Origin of the sequence: Serratia sp. CC22-02, from assembly GCF_900182895.1 — a bacterium.
Lineage (GTDB): Bacteria > Pseudomonadota > Gammaproteobacteria > Enterobacterales > Enterobacteriaceae > Serratia > Serratia nevei.
This window is the reverse complement of record NZ_FXUD01000003.1, coordinates 108,970-128,092: the sequence shown is the minus strand read 5'-3', so window position 1 is coordinate 128,092 and position 19,123 is coordinate 108,970. Positions and strand designations below refer to the sequence as shown.

Here is a 19,123-nt window from a genome sequence, read left to right as displayed (position 1 = left end):
GCCCTTTATCACCGAATTACTTCTGGTAAATGATTTCGACGCCTTCGTCGTCGTCTTCGTCCCAGTCGTCATCCCAGTCATCTTCTGCTTCGGCTTCCACTTCCGCGATTTGCTCGCGGTGGTAGTCATCCCACATGAATTCGACTTTTTCCGGCGCGCTTTCTTCGATCGCCATCGCTTTCGGCTGGGTGTTGATGAAGTTCATCACGTCCCAGCACAGCGCGTTGACGCCTTCGCGGTTGGCGGCGGAGATCATGTAGTACTTCCCTTCCCAGCCCATGCCTTCCACAATCGCCTTGGCGCGTTCGGCGGCTTCTTCCTCACCAATCACATCAATTTTGTTGAACACCAGCCAGCGTGGCTTCTGCGCCAGATTTTCGCTGTATTGGTTCAACTCGTTGATGATGACTTTGGCGTTTTCCACCGGATCGGATTCGTCGATCGGCGCGATGTCCACCAGGTGCAGCAGCACGCGGCAACGCTCCAGGTGTTTCAGGAAGCGAATGCCCAGGCCCGCGCCTTCGGAGGCGCCCTCGATCAGCCCCGGAATGTCGGCGACCACAAAGCTCTGCTCGTGGTCCATACGCACCACGCCCAGGCTCGGCACCAGCGTGGTAAACGGATAGTCGGCCACCTTCGGCTTGGCGGCGGACACCGCGCGGATGAAGGTCGATTTGCCGGCGTTCGGCAGGCCCAGCATGCCCACATCGGCCAGCAGCAACAGTTCCAGCAACAGGTCGCGCGCTTCGCCAGCGGTACCCAGCGTCTTCTGACGCGGTGCACGGTTGACCGAAGATTTGAAACGGGTGTTGCCCAAGCCATGCCAGCCGCCCTTGGCGACCATCAGCTTTTGCTCGTGGCGGGTCATGTCGCCGAGGATCTCGCCGGTGCCCTGATCCTTCACGCGCGTGCCGACCGGCACCTTGATGATGACGTCTTTCCCGCGTTTACCGGTACAGTCGCGGCTCTGGCCATTCTGGCCGCGCTCGGCGCGGAAAGACTTCTCAAAACGGTAGTCGATCAGGGTGTTGAGGTTCTCGTCCGCCAGCAGGTAGACGTCGCCGCCGTCGCCGCCGTCACCGCCGTCAGGCCCACCGTTCGGGATATATTTTTCGCGGCGGAAGCTGACGCATCCGTTGCCGCCGTCGCCTGCAACGACCAGAATCGCTGCTTCATCTACAAACTTCATTTACCGTCTCCGTAAATCATTCACCGGGCTGCTTCAAAGGAGCAACCAGGGGGGGTTCTGCCCGTCGCGGCCACCACCGGTGACCAATTGCGGAAAACATGGCGCCCGCCACGACCACAAACGCGCCAACATAGCCGACGACATTCAACGTCGGCGCGGCGAATGCCTGGGGCCAGGCCAACGCCAATAAATCTGAAAACAGCAGGGTAAACAGCGGGGTCAGCGTCACCAACGCGCTCACCTGCGCCGCCTGCCAGCGCGCCATCGCCTCTGCCAACGCACCGTAGCCGATCAGCGTGTTGGCGCCGCAAAACAGCAGGCACGCCAATTGCCAGCCGCTAAGCTGGAAAATCACCTCGGGTTTGGCCAGAGGGAACAACGCTATCGCACATAAAGTGTACAACATAACCAGGATCTGCGGCGAAGCCAGTCGGCGCAGCAATACCTTCTGCGCCACGCCGTAGCTCACCCAAACCATCGCCGCACACACGCCCAGCATAACGCCCAGCGTGTAGTCCGTCAGCCGTGTGAAGATCTCTATCAGACTGACGTTGAAAAACAGCATCAGCCCGCCGATCAGCATCAGAGCGCCAATGACCTGGGTGATACGCATGCGTTCTTTTAAAATCAGCACGCTGGCGAACATCATGCCCACCGGCGACAGCTGGCCAATCACCTGCGACGCCGTCGGGCTCAGGTATTGCAGCGAGGAGCTGAAGAACACAAAGTTGCCCAGCAGCCCCGCCGTCGCGATCGCCAACAGCAGCAGCCAGCGCGGCTGGCGGAACATCGTCAGCGGCGGCAGCTTGCCGCGCACCGCGAGGATCGCGCCCAAACCGATGGCGGCCATGGTAAAGCGATACCAAACGACGGTAAACGGCTCCATCACCGTCAACACTTCTTTCATCGCGATCGGCAACGCGCCCCAGCAAACCGCCGTGGTTAACGCCAGGGAAATGCCAACGCCGACCTGCTGCTTCGTATCCATATCACCTTCGCCAACGCTGACAGGCCAACCCCCAGGCAGCCCATAAATGTAAAAAGCCCCGCAACGAATTGCGGGGCTTACATCTATTTCGTAAGGCTCGAAAAATTATTCAGCTTCGATGCTGATGAATTTACGATTGCTCGGGCCTTTAACTTCGAATTTGACTTTACCGTCTTTCAAAGCAAACAGAGTGTGGTCTTTGCCGCAACCCACGTTGGTACCAGCGTGGAATTTGGTGCCGCGCTGACGAACGATGATGCTGCCTGCCAGTACTGCTTCGCCGCCAAAGCGTTTTACGCCCAGACGTTTAGCTTCTGAATCGCGACCGTTACGAGTCGAGCCGCCAGCCTTTTTGTGTGCCATTAATCCGCTCTCCTAACTTAAGCGCTGATGCCGGTGATTTTAACGTCAGTGAACCACTGACGGTGGCCCTGCTGCTTACGGTGGTGCTTACGACGACGAAACTTAACAATCTTAATTTTCTCGCCACGACCGTGAGCAACGACTTCAGCTTTGATCTTGCCGCCATCGACGAAAGGAACGCCGATTTTGATATCTTCGCCATTAGCGATCATCAGAATCTGGTCAAACTCAACCGCTTCACCAGTTGCGATGTCCAGCTTTTCCAAGCGAACGGTCTGACCTTCGCTTACTCGGTGTTGTTTACCACCACTTTGGAAAACCGCGTACATATAAAACTCCGCTTTCCGCGTGCCCGACTGTGTTAGTTCAGAGCGCGCTATAAATATTCACAATAGGGCGCGAATTCTACGCAAAAAAGCAGCGCATGACAAGAGCAGAATAAGACCAGAAGGAGAAAAAAGAAGAAAAAAAGCGCAGTTTCTTTCGTGGCGTTTATCTGAACCGTTTTTCAAGTACAATCATAGGGACAGTTACCGCCATGTACCGATGTGAGCAGCGATCTCAACGCGGTGAAGAGAAACACAGCTGAAAAAAACACAATGAACCTAGATCAAATTACCGAGTTAACCGCGCAAGATATGGCGGCCGTGAACGCAACAATTCTCGAACAGCTGAATTCCGATGTCACGCTCATCAATCAGCTTGGCTATTACATTATCAGCGGTGGCGGTAAGCGCATCCGGCCGATGATCGCCGTCCTGGCAGCGCGGGCTTTGGGCTATGAAGGCAACAAGCACGTCACCGTTGCCGCCCTGATCGAATTCATTCATACCGCCACGCTGCTGCATGACGACGTCGTCGACGAATCGGACATGCGCCGCGGCAAAGCCACCGCCAACGCGGCGTTCGGCAACGCCGCCAGCGTGCTGGTCGGCGACTTTATCTATACCCGCGCCTTCCAGATGATGACCAGCCTGGAATCCCTGCGCGTGCTGGCGCTGATGTCGGAGGCGGTCAACGTCATCGCCGAAGGCGAAGTGCTGCAGTTGATGAACGTGCACGATCCCGACATCAGCGAAGAAAGCTATATGCGGGTGATCTACAGCAAAACCGCCCGCCTGTTCGAGGCAGCGGCGCAATCGTCGGCGATCCTGTCCGGTGCCAGCGCCGAACAAGAGCAGGCGCTGCAAGACTATGGCCGCTACCTCGGCACCGCTTTCCAGCTGATCGACGATCTGCTCGACTACAGCGCCGACGGCAGCACCCTGGGCAAAAACACCGGCGACGATCTGAACGAAGGGAAACCGACCCTGCCGCTGCTGCACGCGATGCACAACGGCGACGACGCGCAGCGTGACATGATCCGCGGTGCGATTGAGCAAGGTAACGGTCGTCATCTGTTGGAGCCGGTACTGCAGGCGATGCAACAATGCGGTTCGCTGGAGTACACCCGCAAACGCGCCGAAGAAGAAGCCGACAAGGCGATCGCCGCGCTGCAGGTCTTGCCGGCATCGGAGCACCGTACGGCGCTGGAGGGCCTGGCCCATCTGGCGGTGCAACGCAACTTTTAAGAAATTAATATTTCTTAAAAACCATCAGGCCCGCGTACGCGGGCCTGCCTAGCTATTGCTCTCTTCGTCGATGCGCGCCAACAGGCCGCCGATCCCTTCCCGCATCAGGAAAGCCACCATTTTCTCGCGCTCGCTCTCCGTCAAATGGTAGTAATACTCGATCCAGACCGCCAACGGATCCTGACGCTCTACGTCATATACCGCCCCGTCCTCCTTCAGCACCAGCAGGTTACGCACGTTTGAAGGCAGGCTGTCGATATGGTACTCCAACGCTTTTCCCTGCACGCCTTTACGCCTGCGGCTGATCCAGCCTTCGCGCCGGGCCATCAGATTAATTCCCTGTGGTGAGGAAGGTAATCCTGCGATGCCTGTCAGTTCCTTGGCGGCAAACCACTCGTTTTTCATGGCCATCATCTCTGGGCAATAGTGGGCAACGTCATTTTTGGAAATTACTTGGGTATTTTTTTGGAAATTTAATGGTATTCTGGTTTCTGAATAAGCGATTCACGTTGTGCAAACGCCTAACCTTGACCCGTTAGTTATACCACTAACGCAACTTTGGCTAATCAGAAAAGGAATGTAAACATGAATTCAAGGAACCCAGATTGGCATCCGGCAGATATCATCGCGGCGCTCCGCAAGCAGGGCACCACGCTGGCAGCAGTGTCGCGCAAGGCCGGATTAAGCTCATCAACGCTGGCCAACGCGCTGTCGCGCCCGTGGCCAAAGGGGGAGTGGCTGATCGCCGAAGCGATAGGCATCCACCCTTCGGAGATCTGGCCAAGCCGCTATTACGATCCGCGCAGCGATTGCCTGCTGGATCGCAAGGCACGCATCAAATCGTGAACGCGGGGCAAAAAAAACCGCCGGAACAGCGTCCGGCGGCGTTTATCGGCTGACTATCGGCAACGATCAGTTATTGATGAACTTCTCGCCCAGCTCGATATCTTTGTGCAGCACGTCCAGCATCTCGTTCAGCGCTTTCTGCTCGAAGGCGCTCAGGGTGCCGATATCTTTGCGCTCTTCAACGCCGTTTTTGCCCAGTACCAGCGGTTGTGCGAAGAAGCGAGCGTATTTGCCGTCGCCTTCAACGTAAGCGCATTCCACCACGCCTTTCTCGCCCTGCAGCGCACGCACCAGAGACAGACCGAAACGTGCGGCCGCCTGGCCCATGGACAGCGTTGCAGACCCGCCGCCGGCTTTGGCTTCCACCACTTCGGTGCCGGCGTTCTGAATGCGTTTAGTCAGATCCGCCACTTCCTGATCGGTGAAGCTCACGCCTGGGATCTGCGACAGCAGAGGCAGGATGGTCACGCCAGAGTGGCCGCCGATGACCGGCACGTTCAGCTCTTCCGGCTGTTTGCCTTTCAGCTCGGCCACGAAGGTGTTGGAACGGATGATATCCAGCGAAGTCACGCCGAACAGTTTGTTCTTGTCGTAAACGCCGGCTTTTTTCAGCACTTCCGCCGCGATGGCGACCGTGGTGTTAACCGGGTTGGTGATGATACCGATGCAGGCTTTCGGGCAGGTTTTCGCCACTTGCTCAATCAGGTTACGCACGATGCCGGCGTTAACGTTGAACAGGTCAGAGCGATCCATGCCAGGCTTACGGGCCACGCCGGCGGAAATCAGCACCACGTCCGCACCGTGCAGAGCCGGGGTCGCGTCTTCGCCGCTGAAGCCTTTGATTTTAACTGCGGTTGGGATGTGGCTTAAGTCGACGGCAACGCCTGGGGTAACGGGGGCAATGTCGTAGAGAGAGAGTTCAGAACCTGAAGGAAGCTGGGTTTTGAGTAGAAGGGCGAGGGCCTGGCCGATACCGCCAGCAGCACCGAGAACTGCAACTTTCATCCTATACTCCTTTATTATCTTAAATATATAAAGCGCCGTGAATGTGTTGGTTACGGACCTTAAGTTATTACACCTTTAAAAACAATAAATTAGCCAATTCTTGCCTGCAGGTGTAATAAAACGGCCGCTGTCGCGCCCATTTTAGATTAAATCGCTTACGCATGAAGGGCATAGCGCACATTAATCAAAAATAGTGCGAGGTTATTCACGAGCAAGTTAACCGGCCGTTACATTACACCCTTACGCAACATCAGAACAACATCATTTTAATAACATTTTATTTACCACCGCAGGCCGATTTTCCGTCGTCAAAAGGGCATATTCATCGCTGCCGGATTTTGTTAAAATGCCGTCCTTTCCTCGCCGCCCGGTCATGTTTATTTTCTTTGGGTCGGCCTTTGTTGCATAAAAATTCATCTATATGCATAATCATGACTTCCACTATCAACATTCCACGGTGCAAAATGCGTAATCCCGCAAAACAGGAAGATCTGATCAAGACGTTCAAAGCGTTATTGAAAGAAGAAAAATTCAGTTCTCAAGGCGAGATCGTTTTGGCGCTGCAAGAAGAAGGCTTCGAAAACATTAACCAATCCAAAGTATCGCGCATGCTGACCAAGTTCGGCGCGGTACGTACGCGCAATGCCAAAATGGAAATGGTGTATTGCCTTCCTGCCGAACTCGGCGTGCCGACCACCACCAGCCCATTGAAGAATCTGGTGCTGGACGTCGACCATAACGACGCCGTCGTGGTGATCCACACCAGCCCGGGCGCCGCGCAGCTGATCGCTCGCCTGCTCGACTCATTGGGTAAATCCCAGGGCATCCTCGGCACGATTGCCGGCGACGATACGATTTTCGTCACCCCGTCCAACGGCTTTACCGCTCAGAAACTGCATGAAGCTATTCTGGGCGTGTTCGAGCAAGAGCTGTGAAACCTGGGCGCTAACAAAGTGCGGCTGTAGCCCGCACTTTGTTAGCGCTTCTTTAACCCCCGCGTTACCTTCCCTGCCTTCAACCGCGTTTAACACTGCTTTTTTATCCCTCAGCAACACATTTCCATGACATCTCCATGTAACCAGCAGTACCCACTGTGATCTTCCGCACTTTTGGTCAAAAGCACTTACCTCATTGAAATTACATAAATTTAACATCAAAAGATCGTTTTATGAGCGTTTTTTATTCCTTATGGTTATAAAAAATAAGGATTATGAGGTTAAAGTTTCACTAGCAACTGTTAGCGAACTATTAATTTTTCGCGTTACTAGCTGTATACTCATTTTCGTGAACTGAATCACAGTTCGTTGGAACTGATAAAAGAATACGATGAGGTGAGATGATGAAAATTAAAACTACCGTTGCAACCCTGAGCGTTCTGTCCATGCTTTCATTTGGTGCATTCGCAGCACAATCTGTTGACGCGACTCAGGCCGCAAAACTGCAGCCGGCCGGTGTGATCACCGTGAGCGGCGTCGCCGCTGCGCCTTCCGACATTCGCCAGGCGCTGTCCGACAAAGCTGACGCCAAAGGGGCGACCGCTTACCGCGTAATCGAAGCCCGCAATGACGGCAACTTCCACGCGACCGCTGAAATCTACAAATAAGTACCGGCATTACCCGGCAACGGGCAATACATCTCTGGAATCAAACGCTGTCGTAACGGCCTTCAAGAATAAAAATCGCTGCCAAGCCCTTCCAGGCTGTTATGACCAAGGATCGCTATCATGAACATGAAAACTACTGTTGCTGCACTCGGCCTGCTGTCTGTCATCTCCTTCGGCGCTTCTGCCGCCCAATTGGTGACTAACGATCAGACCGCCAACCTGCAATCTATCGGCACCATTACCGTCAGCGGCATCGACGGCGCGCCGACCGACATTCGCCAGGCGTTGTCGGAAAAAGCCGACGCAAAAGGCGCGACCGCCTACCGCGTGATCGAAGCGCGTAATGAAGGCAACTACCACGCCACCGCCGAGATTTACAAATAACAACTCTGGGAACGGCTTTGCAGAGCTGATTACCCTCGTCACTGCCACTGCCGAGTTCTGACGCAAACGCCGATTTCCCAGAGACCCTCTCGTCGTCCTATCCGACGAACCCCGTTGCCCTCGCTCGCGAGGGCTTTTTTATGGGCGCAAAAAGGCCGCGAATGCGGCCCTTGATGTGACTGATGCGGCTGAGCGATCAGTAGGTGACTTTCGGCTCCTGCTTTTTCGCCAGCGCGTCCAGCAGACGATCGTGAATGCCGCCGAAACCGCCGTTGCTCATCACCAGAATGTGATCGCCCGGCTGTGCGGTTTTCACCACCATGTCCACCAGCGTGTCGAGATCCGCGCTCCAGTGCGCCGGCTGCACGCAGGCATCCGCCACTTCCGCCACCTGCCACGGAATGTGGTGTGGCTGGAACAGGAACACTTCGTCGGCGCGGCCGAGCGAAGGCGCCAGATCGTTTTTGCTGATGCCCATTTTCATGGTGTTGGAGCGCGGTTCCAGCACCGCCAGAATGCGCGCCGTGCCGCCGACCTTGCCGCGCAGCGCGGCCAGAGTGGCGAGGATCGCCGTCGGGTGGTGTGCGAAGTCGTCGTAAACCGTGACGCCGTTGGCTTCGCCACGCAGTTCCAGACGGCGGCGGGCGTTGATGAAATCGCCCAACGCGCGGCAGGCGTCCGCCGGCTGCACGCCGACATGACGGGTGGCAGCGATGGCCATCAGGCCGTTATGCATGTTGTGCTCGCCCACCAGTGCCCAGTTCACTTCGCCGACCTGTTCGCCGTCGAGGAACACCGCGTAATGGCTGGCGTCCGGCGTCAGCTTCTGCGCGCGCCAGGTGCCCTCTTCCCCCACCAGCTCCTGCTCGCTCCAGCAGCCCATCGCCATCACCTGCTTCAGGTGGCTGTCGTTGTCCGGCAGGATGATCTTGCCTTTGCCCGGCACCAGACGCACCAGGTGGTGGAACTGTTTCTGGATGGCTTTCAGATCGTCGAAGATATCGGCGTGATCGAACTCCAGGTTATTCATGATCAGCGTGCGCGGGCTGTAGTGCACGAACTTGGAGCGCTTGTCGAAGAACGCGCAGTCATACTCGTCGGCCTCGATCACGAAGAACGGGCTGCCGCCAAGGCGAGCCGAAACGTCGAAGTTGCCGGGCACGCCGCCGATAACGAAGCCGGGCTGGTAGCCGCAGGCCTCGAGGATCCAGGTCGCCATGCCGGCGGTGGTGGTTTTGCCGTGGGTGCCGGCAACCGCCAGTACCCAGCGATCGCGCAATACGGCGTCGTGCAGCCACTGCGGGCCGGAAACGTAAGGAATGCCACGCTCCAGCACCGCCTCCACGCACGGGTTGCCGCGCGTCATGGCGTTGCCGATGATCACCAGATCCGGCGCCGGATCCAGCTGGGCTGGATCATAACCCTGAATAAGATCGATCCCCTGGTTCTCCAGCAGCGTGCTCATCGGCGGATAGACGTTGGCGTCCGAACCGGTGACGTCATGCCCCAGTGAGCGCGCCAGCATCGCCAACCCGCCCATAAAGGTGCCACAGATCCCAAGAATGTGAATGCGCATAGGTTTCTCATGTGAGTGCATCGAATGTCGGCATATTCTAACGCTCAGAATCGTCCAGAAGAAATGGATTTGCCTATGAATGGCGCGCATCTTTGGGCTACACTGCACGCGAAAACGTTGGCGGTTTGTTAACAGGCCGCTATCCATCCGTAGATTCAGGGATTGTGTCATGAAAACGTTAGGCGAATTTATCGTCGAGAAACAGCACGACTTCTCGCACGCCACCGGCGAGCTGACCGCGTTACTTTCTGCAATTAAACTGGGCGCCAAAATCATCCACCGCGACATCAACAAGGCCGGCCTGGTTGATATTCTGGGAACCAGCGGGGTGTCCAACGTACAGGGCGAAGTTCAGATGAAACTGGACCTGTACGCGAACGAAAAACTGAAAGCGGCGTTGAAAGCGCGTGGTGAAGTTGCGGGTATCGCTTCCGAAGAAGAAGATGAAATCGTGATATTCGACGGCGAGCGAGCTGAAAATGCCAAGTATGTCGTTTTGATGGATCCGTTGGACGGTTCGTCCAACATCGATGTCAACGTCTCGGTCGGTACGATTTTCTCTATCTACCGTCGCATCACGCCGGTCGGCACGCCGGTGACCGAAGAAGACTTCCTGCAGCCGGGCAGCGCCCAGGTCGCAGCGGGTTATGTGGTTTACGGTTCGTCCACCATGCTGGTGTACACCACCGGTTACGGCGTCCACGCCTTTACTTATGACCCGTCTCTGGGCGTGTTCTGCCTCTCCCACGAGAAAGTGCGCTTCCCGGCGAGCGGCAACATGTATTCCATCAACGAAGGCAACTACATCAAGTTCCCTCTCGGCGTGAAGAAATACATCAAATACTGCCAGGAGCAGGATGAAGCGACGCAGCGCCCTTACACCTCGCGCTACATCGGTTCTCTGGTGGCGGACTTCCACCGCAACCTGCTGAAAGGCGGCATCTACATCTACCCAAGCACCGCCAGCCACCCGCAAGGTAAGCTGCGCCTGCTGTACGAATGCAACCCGATGGCGTTCCTGGCCGAACAGGCCGGCGGTAAGGCCAGCGACGGCAAAAACCGCATTCTGGACATCACGCCGGTGAAACTGCACCAGCGCGCGCCATTCTTCGTCGGCACCAAGTCGATGGTAGAAGACGCAGAACGCTTCATCGCCGAAAACCCGGACGAGTAACGCGTTCTTTGCAAGGGTTCGGCGCCGCGCCGAACCCTTATCGCCTTACAGCTTGAACGCCGCCATGCTCTGCGCCAGCAGCTGAGCCTGATCTTCCAGCGAGCGCGTCGCCGCCGCCGACTCTTCCACCAGCGCCGCATTCTGCTGCGCCACCTGATCCATCTGCGCCACCGCCAGGTTCACCTGTTCGATACCGCTGCTTTGTTCCCGCGTCGCCGCCGAGATCTCACGCATCAGCGCCGTGACCCGGCCCACTTCGCCGGTGATGCCGCTCATGGTCTGCGCCGCCGACTCCACCATCTGCTCGCCTTCCTGCACCCGGTTTTGCGACGCTTCGATCAACCCTTTGATCTCTTTCGCCGACTGGGCGCTGCGCTGCGCCAGATTGCGCACTTCGCCGGCCACCACCGCGAAACCGCGGCCCTGTTCGCCGGCACGCGCCGCTTCTACCGCCGCGTTCAGCGCCAGGATATTGGTCTGGAAGGCGATGCCGTCCATCACGCTGATGATGTCGGCGATGCGGCGCGAGCTGTCGGTGATCGCCTGCATCTTGCTCATCACCTGGCTGACCACGTCGCTGCCCTGGTTGGCGATATCGGACACGCTCAGCGCCAGTTGGTTGGCCTGCTCGCAGTTCTCGGCGTTCATTTTCACCGTCGAAGTCAGCTGTTCCATGCTGGCGGCGGTCTCTTCCAGCGAAGCGGCCGATTCTTCGGTGCGCTGCGCCAGATGCAGGTTGCCGGCCGCCAGTTCGCGTGAACCGGTGTCGATCTGGCTGCTGGCGTCACGCACTTTGCTGACCGAACTGGCCAGAGCCTGCTGCATGCGCTGCATCGCCCGCACCAGGCGGCCCATCTCGGTATCGCCCTCACCGCGGATCTCATGGGTCAGATCGCCGCCGGCGATGTGTTCCAGCTGTGCGATGGACTCGTCCAGCGGGCGCAGAATGATCACCCGCAGCGCGAACCAGGCCAGCACCGCCAGCAGCACGCTCAGCAGGCCCGCCACCACGATCAGCGAGATCTTGGTGCTGGCGTTGTTTTCCGCATCATACACCTGCTGCGCGCCAAGCTTCATCGCGAAGCTGCGGAAATCGGTGAGATCCTTTTCGAACGCGATGCTCAGCGCGGAGATGCGCGTTTCCTGGATGTGATAATACTCATCGATCTTGCCGGCCTTGATGGCGGCGGCCATCGGCTTCACGCCCTGCTCCAGATAGGCGCGGTAGCTGTTTTGCAGGCGGTTGGAGAGCTCACGGCCGCGATCGGTCACGGTGCCAACGCCGACAAAGCGCGCCATTTCCTTGTTCGACTGCTCGAGGTAACCGTAAATGCGGCCCACGGTGGCGTCGGAGACATCGACCTGGCCGATCTCCCGTTGGCGCACCGCCAGCGAAGCGGCGGTTCGGGCGCGCAGCGTCAGGTTGGAGCTGTTGGCCAGCGAGCCCAGCTCTTCGCCGAGGATCTGGTTAAGGGTATGGATCGAGCGCGATCCTTCGTTAATCGCGTTGACGCCAATAACGCTGACCATGATCAGCAGCATGGTCATCAGGCTCAGCAGGGCGATCAGCCCAGCCTTCACCGTAATCTTTTTTAGCATGAGTTCTTCCCGGCTTCAGAATAGTGAGATCAGACGTAGTAGGGGTGGCAAAACGCGGAGCCAGCTTTGCTGGCTCATTATTGTTTGTTGAAGTTATCGGCAGGCGAAGGCAAAACTTCATGCCGCGGCGGGATTAATCTGGAAATTCTCCGTGCGCCGGCACGCTGGGTTTTCAACGATGAAAAGGGCAGGAAATCGCAAAAGAGTCCGCTATAATAGCCGCCACTCCATTTCTGGTTTGATGATTAAAGGAAACCGACATGAGCTTGAATCTGGTCCCTGCTGGCAAAGACCTGCCGGAAGACATCTACGTAGTAATCGAAATCCCGGCCAACGCCGATCCAATCAAATACGAAATCGACAAAGAAACCGGCGCGCTGTTCGTTGACCGTTTCATGTCCACCGCGATGTTCTACCCGTGCAACTACGGCTACATCAACCACACCCTGTCTCTGGACGGTGACCCGGTTGACGTGCTGGTCCCAACCCCATACCCGCTGCAGCCGGGCTCCGTGATCCGCTGCCGTCCGGTTGGCGTGCTGAAGATGACCGACGAAGCCGGTGAAGACGCCAAGCTGGTTGCGGTACCGCACAGCAAGCTGACCAAAGAGTACGATCACGTGAAAGACGTGAACGACCTGCCGGAACTGCTGAAAGCCCAGATCGCTCACTTCTTCGAGCACTACAAAGATCTGGAAAAAGGCAAATGGGTGAAAGTGGAAGGCTGGGCAGACGCTGCCGCAGCTAAAGCGGAAATCATCGCCTCCTTCGAACGCGCTGCCAAGAAGTAATGCCAGCCGCCGTCCGATGAAAAAACACCGCTCATTGAGCGGTGTTTTTTTTTCTTACTGTTCGTCGAGACGCTTCAGCCAGTCGCCGCTGGTAATCCGCGGGTAACCGTCCACGCTGTGTTTGTACAGGTAGATCCACGCACTCCCATAAGGCGTCTGAATCAGCTCGCGCTTATAGTCCTTGGTGTTGCTTTTCAGTTCGTCCAGCTCTGCCAGAATCGATGAGTTAATACGATACACCTCGCAATGTATCGTGCCCTCTCCAGGGATCGCCGCCGGGTAATGGCCCAGATTATAAATCTGATAGCCTTCGAGCTCGTGCTCGCCGAGCCATTGGGCGTTGGTCATCCAATGGCTGTTTCCCTGTTTGCGCCGTAAACTGCCGTAGACAATTATTCGCATCGCTAAAACTCAAACTGATAGAGCAAATCTAATGCCTGGTCGAGACCAGACACCGCTTCAAGATACAACTTAGGCATCAGGCGATAACGCAACGTCAGCGTGGCCAGCGAGTCGAAAATGCCCACCCCATATTTTACTTGTAAGCCTGGGAGGACATAGCCGCTCACGACAACCTGGGAATTGTCGCCAACCCCCTGAGTGTCCAGAGCCAAATTACTCACGCCGAATGCCTCGCCGATTTTACCCACAAGTTGACCACTTTGTGCAACCCCCATGCCGATTAACATCGAGGTCATGGCGTTGCCGTCGGCGCCGGAGCTGCTCAAGCCCTGGCCGCGCAGCAGATAAGACAAGGCTTCTTGCTGCGATTTGGCCGGATCGGAGAACACTTCCAGCTTCGGCGCATCCGCCAGGCCGGTCACGCGCACGCCGGCGGTCACATCGTCCTCGGTGGATTCCGGGTTGCGGATCGCCTCGATATTCAGCAGCGGCTGATCCGGCGGGCCGGAGAACATCAGCTGCCCTTTACGCACGATCAAATCCTGACCATAAGCATGGAATCGGCCGGAAGGGATGTCAATCTGGCCGTTGAGGCCCAGCCCTTTCTTGTCCTGCACCACCTTAAGATCGCCCTTCAAGCGGGCTTTCAGGCCAAAGGCGTCCAGCCGCACGTCGTTGCCGACGTGGATCATCAGATTGCTGTTGATCGGGATCGACGCGGTCTTCGGTTGAATCGGCTTCAGCTGGTCGTCCAGCATCACCTCGTCGGAAGAGACGCCCACCGCGCTTTCCGGCAGCTCCTGCACCGTGATGCGCGCCCAGGGAATGTCGACCTTGCCGTTGAGCGAGAACAGCTGCGGCGTGGCTTCAAACACCAGATCCGGCGACACGTCGATGCGGATCATCGGCGGCACCGTCACCCGCAGCTTGTCGCCCTTGGCGGCAATGCGCGCACGCCAGGCGTTGATATCGCGCCAGTCGGCATCGCCCGCCAGATTCAGCTGGCCGCGCGTGGTGCTGAGCAACCCTTCCAGCGTCGAGGTCATGCCGTTGAAATTCACCGCCAGCCGCGCGTCGGTCATGTCGAACGGCATCCAATGCCCCTGCACCTTCGCCCGATCCAACGCCAGGCGCCCGAACACCAGCGGCTTCTGCGCGCTGCCGCCCAGGCGCAGGTTGGCGTTCAGCATGCCCGCCGCGCTTTCGCCCTTCATCAGCGCCGGGTTGATCAGCGCCAGCGAGATGTTGGTGATATTGACGTTGCCGCTGATGGTGCGCCGCACCTGCGGATCCGCCACCTGGATATTGCCGTCGAACTGGCCGTTGTTGGTCAGTTTGATCCGCCAGTCGGCCTGCGCGCGGCCGTTGTTCAAGCCGGCGTTGAGGGTCAGCGTATCGAAGGCGACCGGCAGCGCGTTGCCCTGCACCTGCTGCACCACCTTGACGCCGTTGCCGGCCAGCGTGACTTTCGCCTCCGGCAGCGCGCCGCCCGGCTTCCAGCTGACGTCGGCCCGGCCGGTGAACACGCCGCTCAGGGCGGTGTCCGGGCCGAGGAACGGCTTGATCATCGCCAGGTCGAACCGGTTGAGCACCACGCTGGCCTGGCCGCTCTGGCCGGCTTCAATGGTCTTAGGCACGCACAGCTCGGCGTTCGGGTTCTGCCAACAGTGCGGCCCGACGCTGATTTTCTGCTCGGTGTTCAGGTAGTCCAGCGCGATGGCGCGCGTCAGGCGCCATTCCCCGACCGGCGTATCGAAACGGGTGTTGTTCAGATTGCCGCGCCAGCGCTGCTGCTGACGATCGAAGCTGCCCTGCAGCGCCAGCTGGCCGGAGACCGGCTTGCCGTCAATCTTCAGCTGCAGCTGGTGCTGCTTCTCGCTGCCTTTGGCGTCGAGGGTCAGCAGGCTGACCTCCAGCGCATCCTGCTTCAGCTGTTCGACGCGTACCGCCAGCTGCCCCTGGATCTGATCCGTGGAGCGCACGTCGCCATCGATCTTCACGCGGTTGATGCGCAGCGCCTGCCACTGCAAGCCGGAAGCGGTCAAATCCGCCAGCAGCTGCGGCGCCTGCAGATTGCCGCGCAGCTTCAGCAGCCCTTTGGCGGTGCCGCCCAGGCCCGGCAGCGCGCCGTCCAGACGCGGCGCGTCGATGTTGGCGTCCAGGTTCCAGCTCTTCTCGTCCAGCTGCCCTTTGACGTTCAGTTGGTTGCGCCCCAGCGCCAGATCGATACCGGGGATTTTCCACTGCCCGGCGGCGTTGCCGCTCAGTGTACCGCGCGCCGTGACCTTGTTCTGCTTCACGTTGCCGTCCAGCTGCAATACCGGCACCTGCAGCTGCCAGCTGCCGCCGTGCAGGCTGCCGCGCGTGGTGATCTTCCCATCCAGCTTCGCCGGCCATTCCGGCCACTGCTTGGCGGTATTGATGCCGCTCAGCGTCAATTGCGAGGTCCAGCTGATGGCTTTGCTCCAGTCCACCAGCGCGGTAAGATCGGTATTGCCCTGCAGCGCCGCCAGGCGCAGGCGCTCCAGCTTGAACTGCTCGACGTTGCCTTTGCCGTCCAGCGTCAGCACCGCCGGCGGCAAGTCCTGGCCTTTCAGATTGGCGCGCGTCGACAGCGCGTAGTCGGTCGCCTTGCCGTTAAAGCGCAGGCGGAAGTCATTGACCTGATACTGCGCCTCGCCGCTCAGCGGCCATTTCAGCTGCTTGCTCTGCAACGTCAGCGCCAGCGGCAGGCCGGCTTCGGCCAGCCGGGTTTGCACATCGAGCTGGGCGCCGACCGGGCCGGACAGGTTCAGCGCCACCTTCAGCTCGTCACGCAACCCACCGCCGATGTTCAGCTTCACCTTCTCGCCCTTCAGCGGTTCGATATTCAGCGCGCTGTTGGCGGTCAGGGCCACCGGCCAGTCGCCGGTCAGGGTTGCCTGCCCCTGCACCGACAGCGTGCCCTGAGGCGACTTCACGTCGAAGTTGTCCAGTTGGATATGCTGATCCTGCGTGCTGGCCTGCAGTAACAGGCTCGTGATTAGCACGTCGGTATCGCCGGTCAAGCGCAGCTGCTCGCCGCTGATCTCTTTGACGGTGATATCCAACGGCAGGCGGATGTCCGGCAGATCCGGCAACAGCGGTTTGGCGAACAGTTCTTTCAGCGTTTCGCCCAGCGGCTTCTCTTCCGGCTGAGGTGCCGGCTTCGCCGCGTCGGTAACCTGCTCGCCGACCTTTTTCGCCACCTCGACCGCCGGCTGCACCGCTTCCGGCAACGGGTTTTGCGGCGTTTTCGGCAAGGCGATCAGCAGCGAGCCGATCTTGGTCGGCATCAGCGTCAGCACGCGCTCTTGCCACTGCGCGCCGGTGCGGAACTCGGCCAGAGAGATGGCGGTGTCGTCGACGGTGACCTTGACGTTGTTCAACGCCAACAGGCGCAGCGTGATCGGATAAGGCGTGCTGAGATTGGTGGTCGGCTCACTGCTCTCCTCCACCGGCGCGGAAGGCGCCATCTCTTTGGTGTTCACCGCCACGTCCACATCCTGGGCGGTCAAGGCATTGACGCACAGCGAGCTGCGTTTAAAGCAGGACAGGTCAAGGGAGAGATGGAACTGCCCGGCGTTGACCGTCACGCCCGGCATCTGATATTTCACGCCCTTCAGCGTCAGATCGCGCCAGCCGCCGCTGACGCCGGCGATCTCCAGCCCCGGCACCCAGCGCGCCGCGCCGTTGATGACCATATGCAAACCGGTGGTGGTGCCTATCAGGAAGGCCAGGCCGCCGATCAGCAACAGCAGAACGACCAGAAATCCGAGACAAATCTTTTTAACCAGGCTCATAGTTCAGGCCCCAAACCGATGTAGAACTGCATCCCGTGGGTGTCCTTGTCTCCCACAGGCGCGGCGATATCCAGCTTCACCGGCCCCACCGGCGACTGCCAGCGCACGCCTACGCCGGCGCCGGTCTTGAAGTTGCTTTTCTTGATATCGTTCACCGCTTCACCGGAGTCGACGAACATCGCCCCCCACCATTTGCCGGTCACGTTGTACTGGTACTCCAGCGAGCCGGTCAGCATCTTGGAGGCGCCGGTCAGCTTGCCGTCGCCATCGCGCGGCGAAATGTCTTTGTACTTGTAGCCGCGAATGCTGCGGTCACCGCCGGCGAAGAAGCGCAGATCCGGCGGCACCTTGTCGAAGTCGTTGGTTTCGATCCAGCCCACCTGGCCGCGCGCCACGAAACGGTGCTTGTCGGCCAGCGTGCGGATCCACACGTTCTGCGCCTGCATCAGCGCGAAGTCCACGCCGGACCCCCAGGTGGTGTCGGACACGTCGATAGAGTAGCGCTGGCTGTCGCCCCAGGTCGGCATCAGGCCGCCGCGCGAGCGGGTGCGGTTGAAGCTGACGCCGGGATACAGCAGCATGGTGGTGTTGCTGACGTTACCCTGGGTAAAGTTATCCCAGCGCCAGGTCAGGTTGATCGCCCGCTGCCAGCCGCTGGAGAGATCCCAGTTGCGCGAGGCCACCACTTTGGAGGTGACGGACTTGGTGTCGTTAAGATTGACGTTCTTGAGGCCGCCCTGCAGCAGGTAATACTGCTCCAGCGGGTTCTTCAGCAGCGGGATCTTGTAGGTCAGATCCAGCTGCTGCTCCGGCGCCGATACGCTGGCGCTGGTTTCCAGGCTATGCCCGCGATCGTTGAGCCAGGGCTTTTTCCAGGTGCCTTTCACCCGCGGGCCGACGTCGGTGGAGTAACCGATACCGGTTTCGACGGTGTTGCGCGTGCGCGGCGTCACCAGCGCGTCCAACGGCAAAATCTTGTTCTCTTTGGCATCGTTGAAATCAGGGGATACCACCACCGAGTTGAACCAGTTGGTGGCGGACAAACGGCGGTTCAGCTCGGCCAAATCCTCCGAACTGTAGTAATCCCCCTGATGAAAGGGCACCAGATTTTGCAGATAGTCTTCGCGGATTTGCGAGCCGGTGAATTTTACCTTGCCGAAGCGGTAACGTTCGCCGCTGTTGAAATCGATATCCCAAAACGCCTTGTGCAGATCTTCGGCCACGCCAAGCTGGCTTTTGGTCATGTCGGCATCGAAGTAGCCTTTGCGCAGCGCCAGGCCGGTGAGAGAGCCTTTGAAACTGTCATACTTGCCGTGGTTGAGGATCTCGCCGATGGTCGGCCGGTCCTTCTTTACCAACGCCAGGTAGTCCTCATCGGTCTTCGCGCCGCCTTCCAGCACGATGTTGGCGCCGGCGATACGCACCGGTTCGCCCGGATTGACCTTGGCATGCAGCACCGGGCGCGACATCCCCGGCCGATCGTCCAGCGTAAATTCGATGGTCGGCTGATAATAGCCGAGCGCGCGCAGCCCCTGGCGCACTGCCTCATCCACCCGTGCGCGGAAGCGACCGTCGGTGCCGACCTCTTCAGGCGTGATCGACGACAGGCGCACCCGAACGTTTTTTTCCAACTCTCCGCTTAACCCTTCCACCTGCAACCGCACGTTCGCCGCGTAGGCTGCAGGTGCCGCAAGCAACACAGCTATCAAGCACATGACCGGGTACTTTGGCACGTGTTCTCCTTATTGATTTTACTTTCCTGTTATGGTGTTCGCTCCGGGGCCAGGGCAGACTCCGCGCTATCATGACGG

At 58.6% G+C, this 19,123-nt stretch carries 18 protein-coding genes; 7 read left to right on the top strand and 11 right to left on the bottom strand.

Features of this window, described 5'->3' with window-relative positions; all coding sequences use genetic code 11:
* Positions 1–16: 16 nt before the first annotated feature.
* The 4 genes from cgtA to rplU form a co-directional block, all read right to left on the bottom strand.
* Entirely contained in the window at positions 17–1,189 is a 1,173-nt protein-coding gene (gene cgtA, locus QOL81_RS12545; RefSeq protein ID WP_004933553.1) for an Obg family GTPase CgtA, read from the bottom strand.
* A gap of 16 nt (positions 1,190–1,205) precedes the next feature.
* Positions 1,206–2,177 (bottom strand): DMT family transporter, encoded by a 972-nt coding sequence (locus QOL81_RS12540; RefSeq protein ID WP_055311901.1) that lies wholly within the window; start codon positions 2,175–2,177, stop codon positions 1,206–1,208.
* Between the two features lie 105 nt (positions 2,178–2,282).
* Complete coding sequence (gene rpmA / locus QOL81_RS12535) at positions 2,283–2,540, bottom strand: 50S ribosomal protein L27 (protein ID WP_004933559.1); 258 nt, start codon at positions 2,538–2,540, stop codon at positions 2,283–2,285.
* 17 nt (positions 2,541–2,557) lie between these two features.
* A complete protein-coding gene (gene rplU, locus QOL81_RS12530) occupies positions 2,558–2,869 on the bottom strand; it encodes a 50S ribosomal protein L21 (RefSeq protein ID WP_004933561.1) in 312 nt (103 codons plus the stop codon).
* A gap of 270 nt (positions 2,870–3,139) precedes the next feature.
* On the opposite strand from rplU, the gene ispB reads away from it, so the two are divergent.
* Positions 3,140–4,111, top strand: a complete 972-nt coding sequence (ispB, locus tag QOL81_RS12525) for an octaprenyl diphosphate synthase (protein ID WP_070913673.1) — start codon at positions 3,140–3,142, stop codon at positions 4,109–4,111.
* Between the two features lie 48 nt (positions 4,112–4,159).
* Here ispB and QOL81_RS12520 read toward each other — a convergent pair whose 3' ends face one another.
* Positions 4,160–4,516 (bottom strand): DNA-binding protein, encoded by a 357-nt coding sequence (locus QOL81_RS12520; RefSeq protein WP_038879765.1) that lies wholly within the window; start codon positions 4,514–4,516, stop codon positions 4,160–4,162.
* 180 nt (positions 4,517–4,696) lie between these two features.
* On the opposite strand from QOL81_RS12520, the gene QOL81_RS12515 reads away from it, so the two are divergent.
* A complete protein-coding gene (locus tag QOL81_RS12515) occupies positions 4,697–4,957 on the top strand; it encodes a helix-turn-helix domain-containing protein (protein ID WP_038879152.1) in 261 nt (86 codons plus the stop codon).
* 66 nt (positions 4,958–5,023) lie between these two features.
* Here QOL81_RS12515 and mdh read toward each other — a convergent pair whose 3' ends face one another.
* Positions 5,024–5,962 carry a malate dehydrogenase gene (gene mdh, locus QOL81_RS12510; RefSeq protein ID WP_004933569.1) on the bottom strand — a complete coding sequence of 313 codons (939 nt, stop codon included), beginning with the start codon at positions 5,960–5,962 and terminating at the stop codon, positions 5,024–5,026.
* A gap of 464 nt (positions 5,963–6,426) precedes the next feature.
* Between mdh and argR the strand changes: the two genes are divergently transcribed.
* The 3 genes from argR to yhcN (QOL81_RS12495) all read left to right on the top strand — a co-directional run bounded on the left by argR (position 6,427) and on the right by yhcN (QOL81_RS12495) (position 7,949).
* Positions 6,427–6,897, top strand: coding sequence for a transcriptional regulator ArgR (gene argR, locus QOL81_RS12505; protein ID WP_004933572.1), 471 nt, complete (start codon positions 6,427–6,429; stop codon positions 6,895–6,897).
* Between the two features lie 404 nt (positions 6,898–7,301).
* Positions 7,302–7,565, top strand: a complete 264-nt coding sequence (gene yhcN, locus QOL81_RS12500) for a peroxide/acid stress response protein YhcN (RefSeq protein ID WP_038879766.1) — start codon at positions 7,302–7,304, stop codon at positions 7,563–7,565.
* Positions 7,566–7,685: 120 nt separating this feature from the next.
* Positions 7,686–7,949 carry a peroxide/acid stress response protein YhcN gene (yhcN, locus tag QOL81_RS12495; protein WP_004933578.1) on the top strand — a complete coding sequence of 88 codons (264 nt, stop codon included), beginning with the start codon at positions 7,686–7,688 and terminating at the stop codon, positions 7,947–7,949.
* Between the two features lie 196 nt (positions 7,950–8,145).
* On the opposite strand, the gene mpl is transcribed toward yhcN (QOL81_RS12495), so the two are convergent.
* The gene (gene mpl, locus QOL81_RS12490; protein WP_033636810.1) at positions 8,146–9,525 is read right to left on the bottom strand and encodes a UDP-N-acetylmuramate:L-alanyl-gamma-D-glutamyl-meso-diaminopimelate ligase; all 1,380 of its coding nucleotides are present in this window, start codon (positions 9,523–9,525) and stop codon (positions 8,146–8,148) included.
* A gap of 169 nt (positions 9,526–9,694) precedes the next feature.
* Between mpl and fbp the strand changes: the two genes are divergently transcribed.
* A complete protein-coding gene (gene fbp, locus QOL81_RS12485; RefSeq protein ID WP_004933587.1) occupies positions 9,695–10,699 on the top strand; it encodes a class 1 fructose-bisphosphatase in 1,005 nt (334 codons plus the stop codon).
* A gap of 45 nt (positions 10,700–10,744) precedes the next feature.
* Here the strand turns inward: fbp and QOL81_RS12480 are convergent, their stop codons facing one another.
* Positions 10,745–12,298, bottom strand: a complete 1,554-nt coding sequence (locus QOL81_RS12480) for a methyl-accepting chemotaxis protein (protein ID WP_084826940.1) — start codon at positions 12,296–12,298, stop codon at positions 10,745–10,747.
* A 260-nt stretch (positions 12,299–12,558) separates the two neighbouring features.
* Between QOL81_RS12480 and ppa the strand changes: the two genes are divergently transcribed.
* Complete coding sequence (gene ppa / locus QOL81_RS12475) at positions 12,559–13,089, top strand: inorganic diphosphatase (protein ID WP_004933594.1); 531 nt, start codon at positions 12,559–12,561, stop codon at positions 13,087–13,089.
* A 54-nt stretch (positions 13,090–13,143) separates the two neighbouring features.
* Here ppa and QOL81_RS12470 read toward each other — a convergent pair whose 3' ends face one another.
* The 3 genes from QOL81_RS12470 to tamA are packed head-to-tail and all read right to left on the bottom strand — an operon-like array spanning position 13,144 to position 19,027.
* Positions 13,144–13,491, bottom strand: coding sequence for a gamma-glutamylcyclotransferase family protein (locus tag QOL81_RS12470; RefSeq protein WP_033648686.1), 348 nt, complete (start codon positions 13,489–13,491; stop codon positions 13,144–13,146).
* 2 nt (positions 13,492–13,493) lie between these two features.
* Complete coding sequence (tamB, locus tag QOL81_RS12465) at positions 13,494–17,312, bottom strand: autotransporter assembly complex protein TamB (RefSeq protein WP_283439858.1); 3,819 nt, start codon at positions 17,310–17,312, stop codon at positions 13,494–13,496.
* Positions 17,309–19,027, bottom strand: coding sequence for an autotransporter assembly complex protein TamA (gene tamA / locus QOL81_RS12460; RefSeq protein ID WP_204275932.1), 1,719 nt, complete (start codon positions 19,025–19,027; stop codon positions 17,309–17,311). Before tamA ends, tamB begins: the two co-directional genes overlap by 4 nt.
* Positions 19,028–19,123 lie beyond the last annotated feature (96 nt).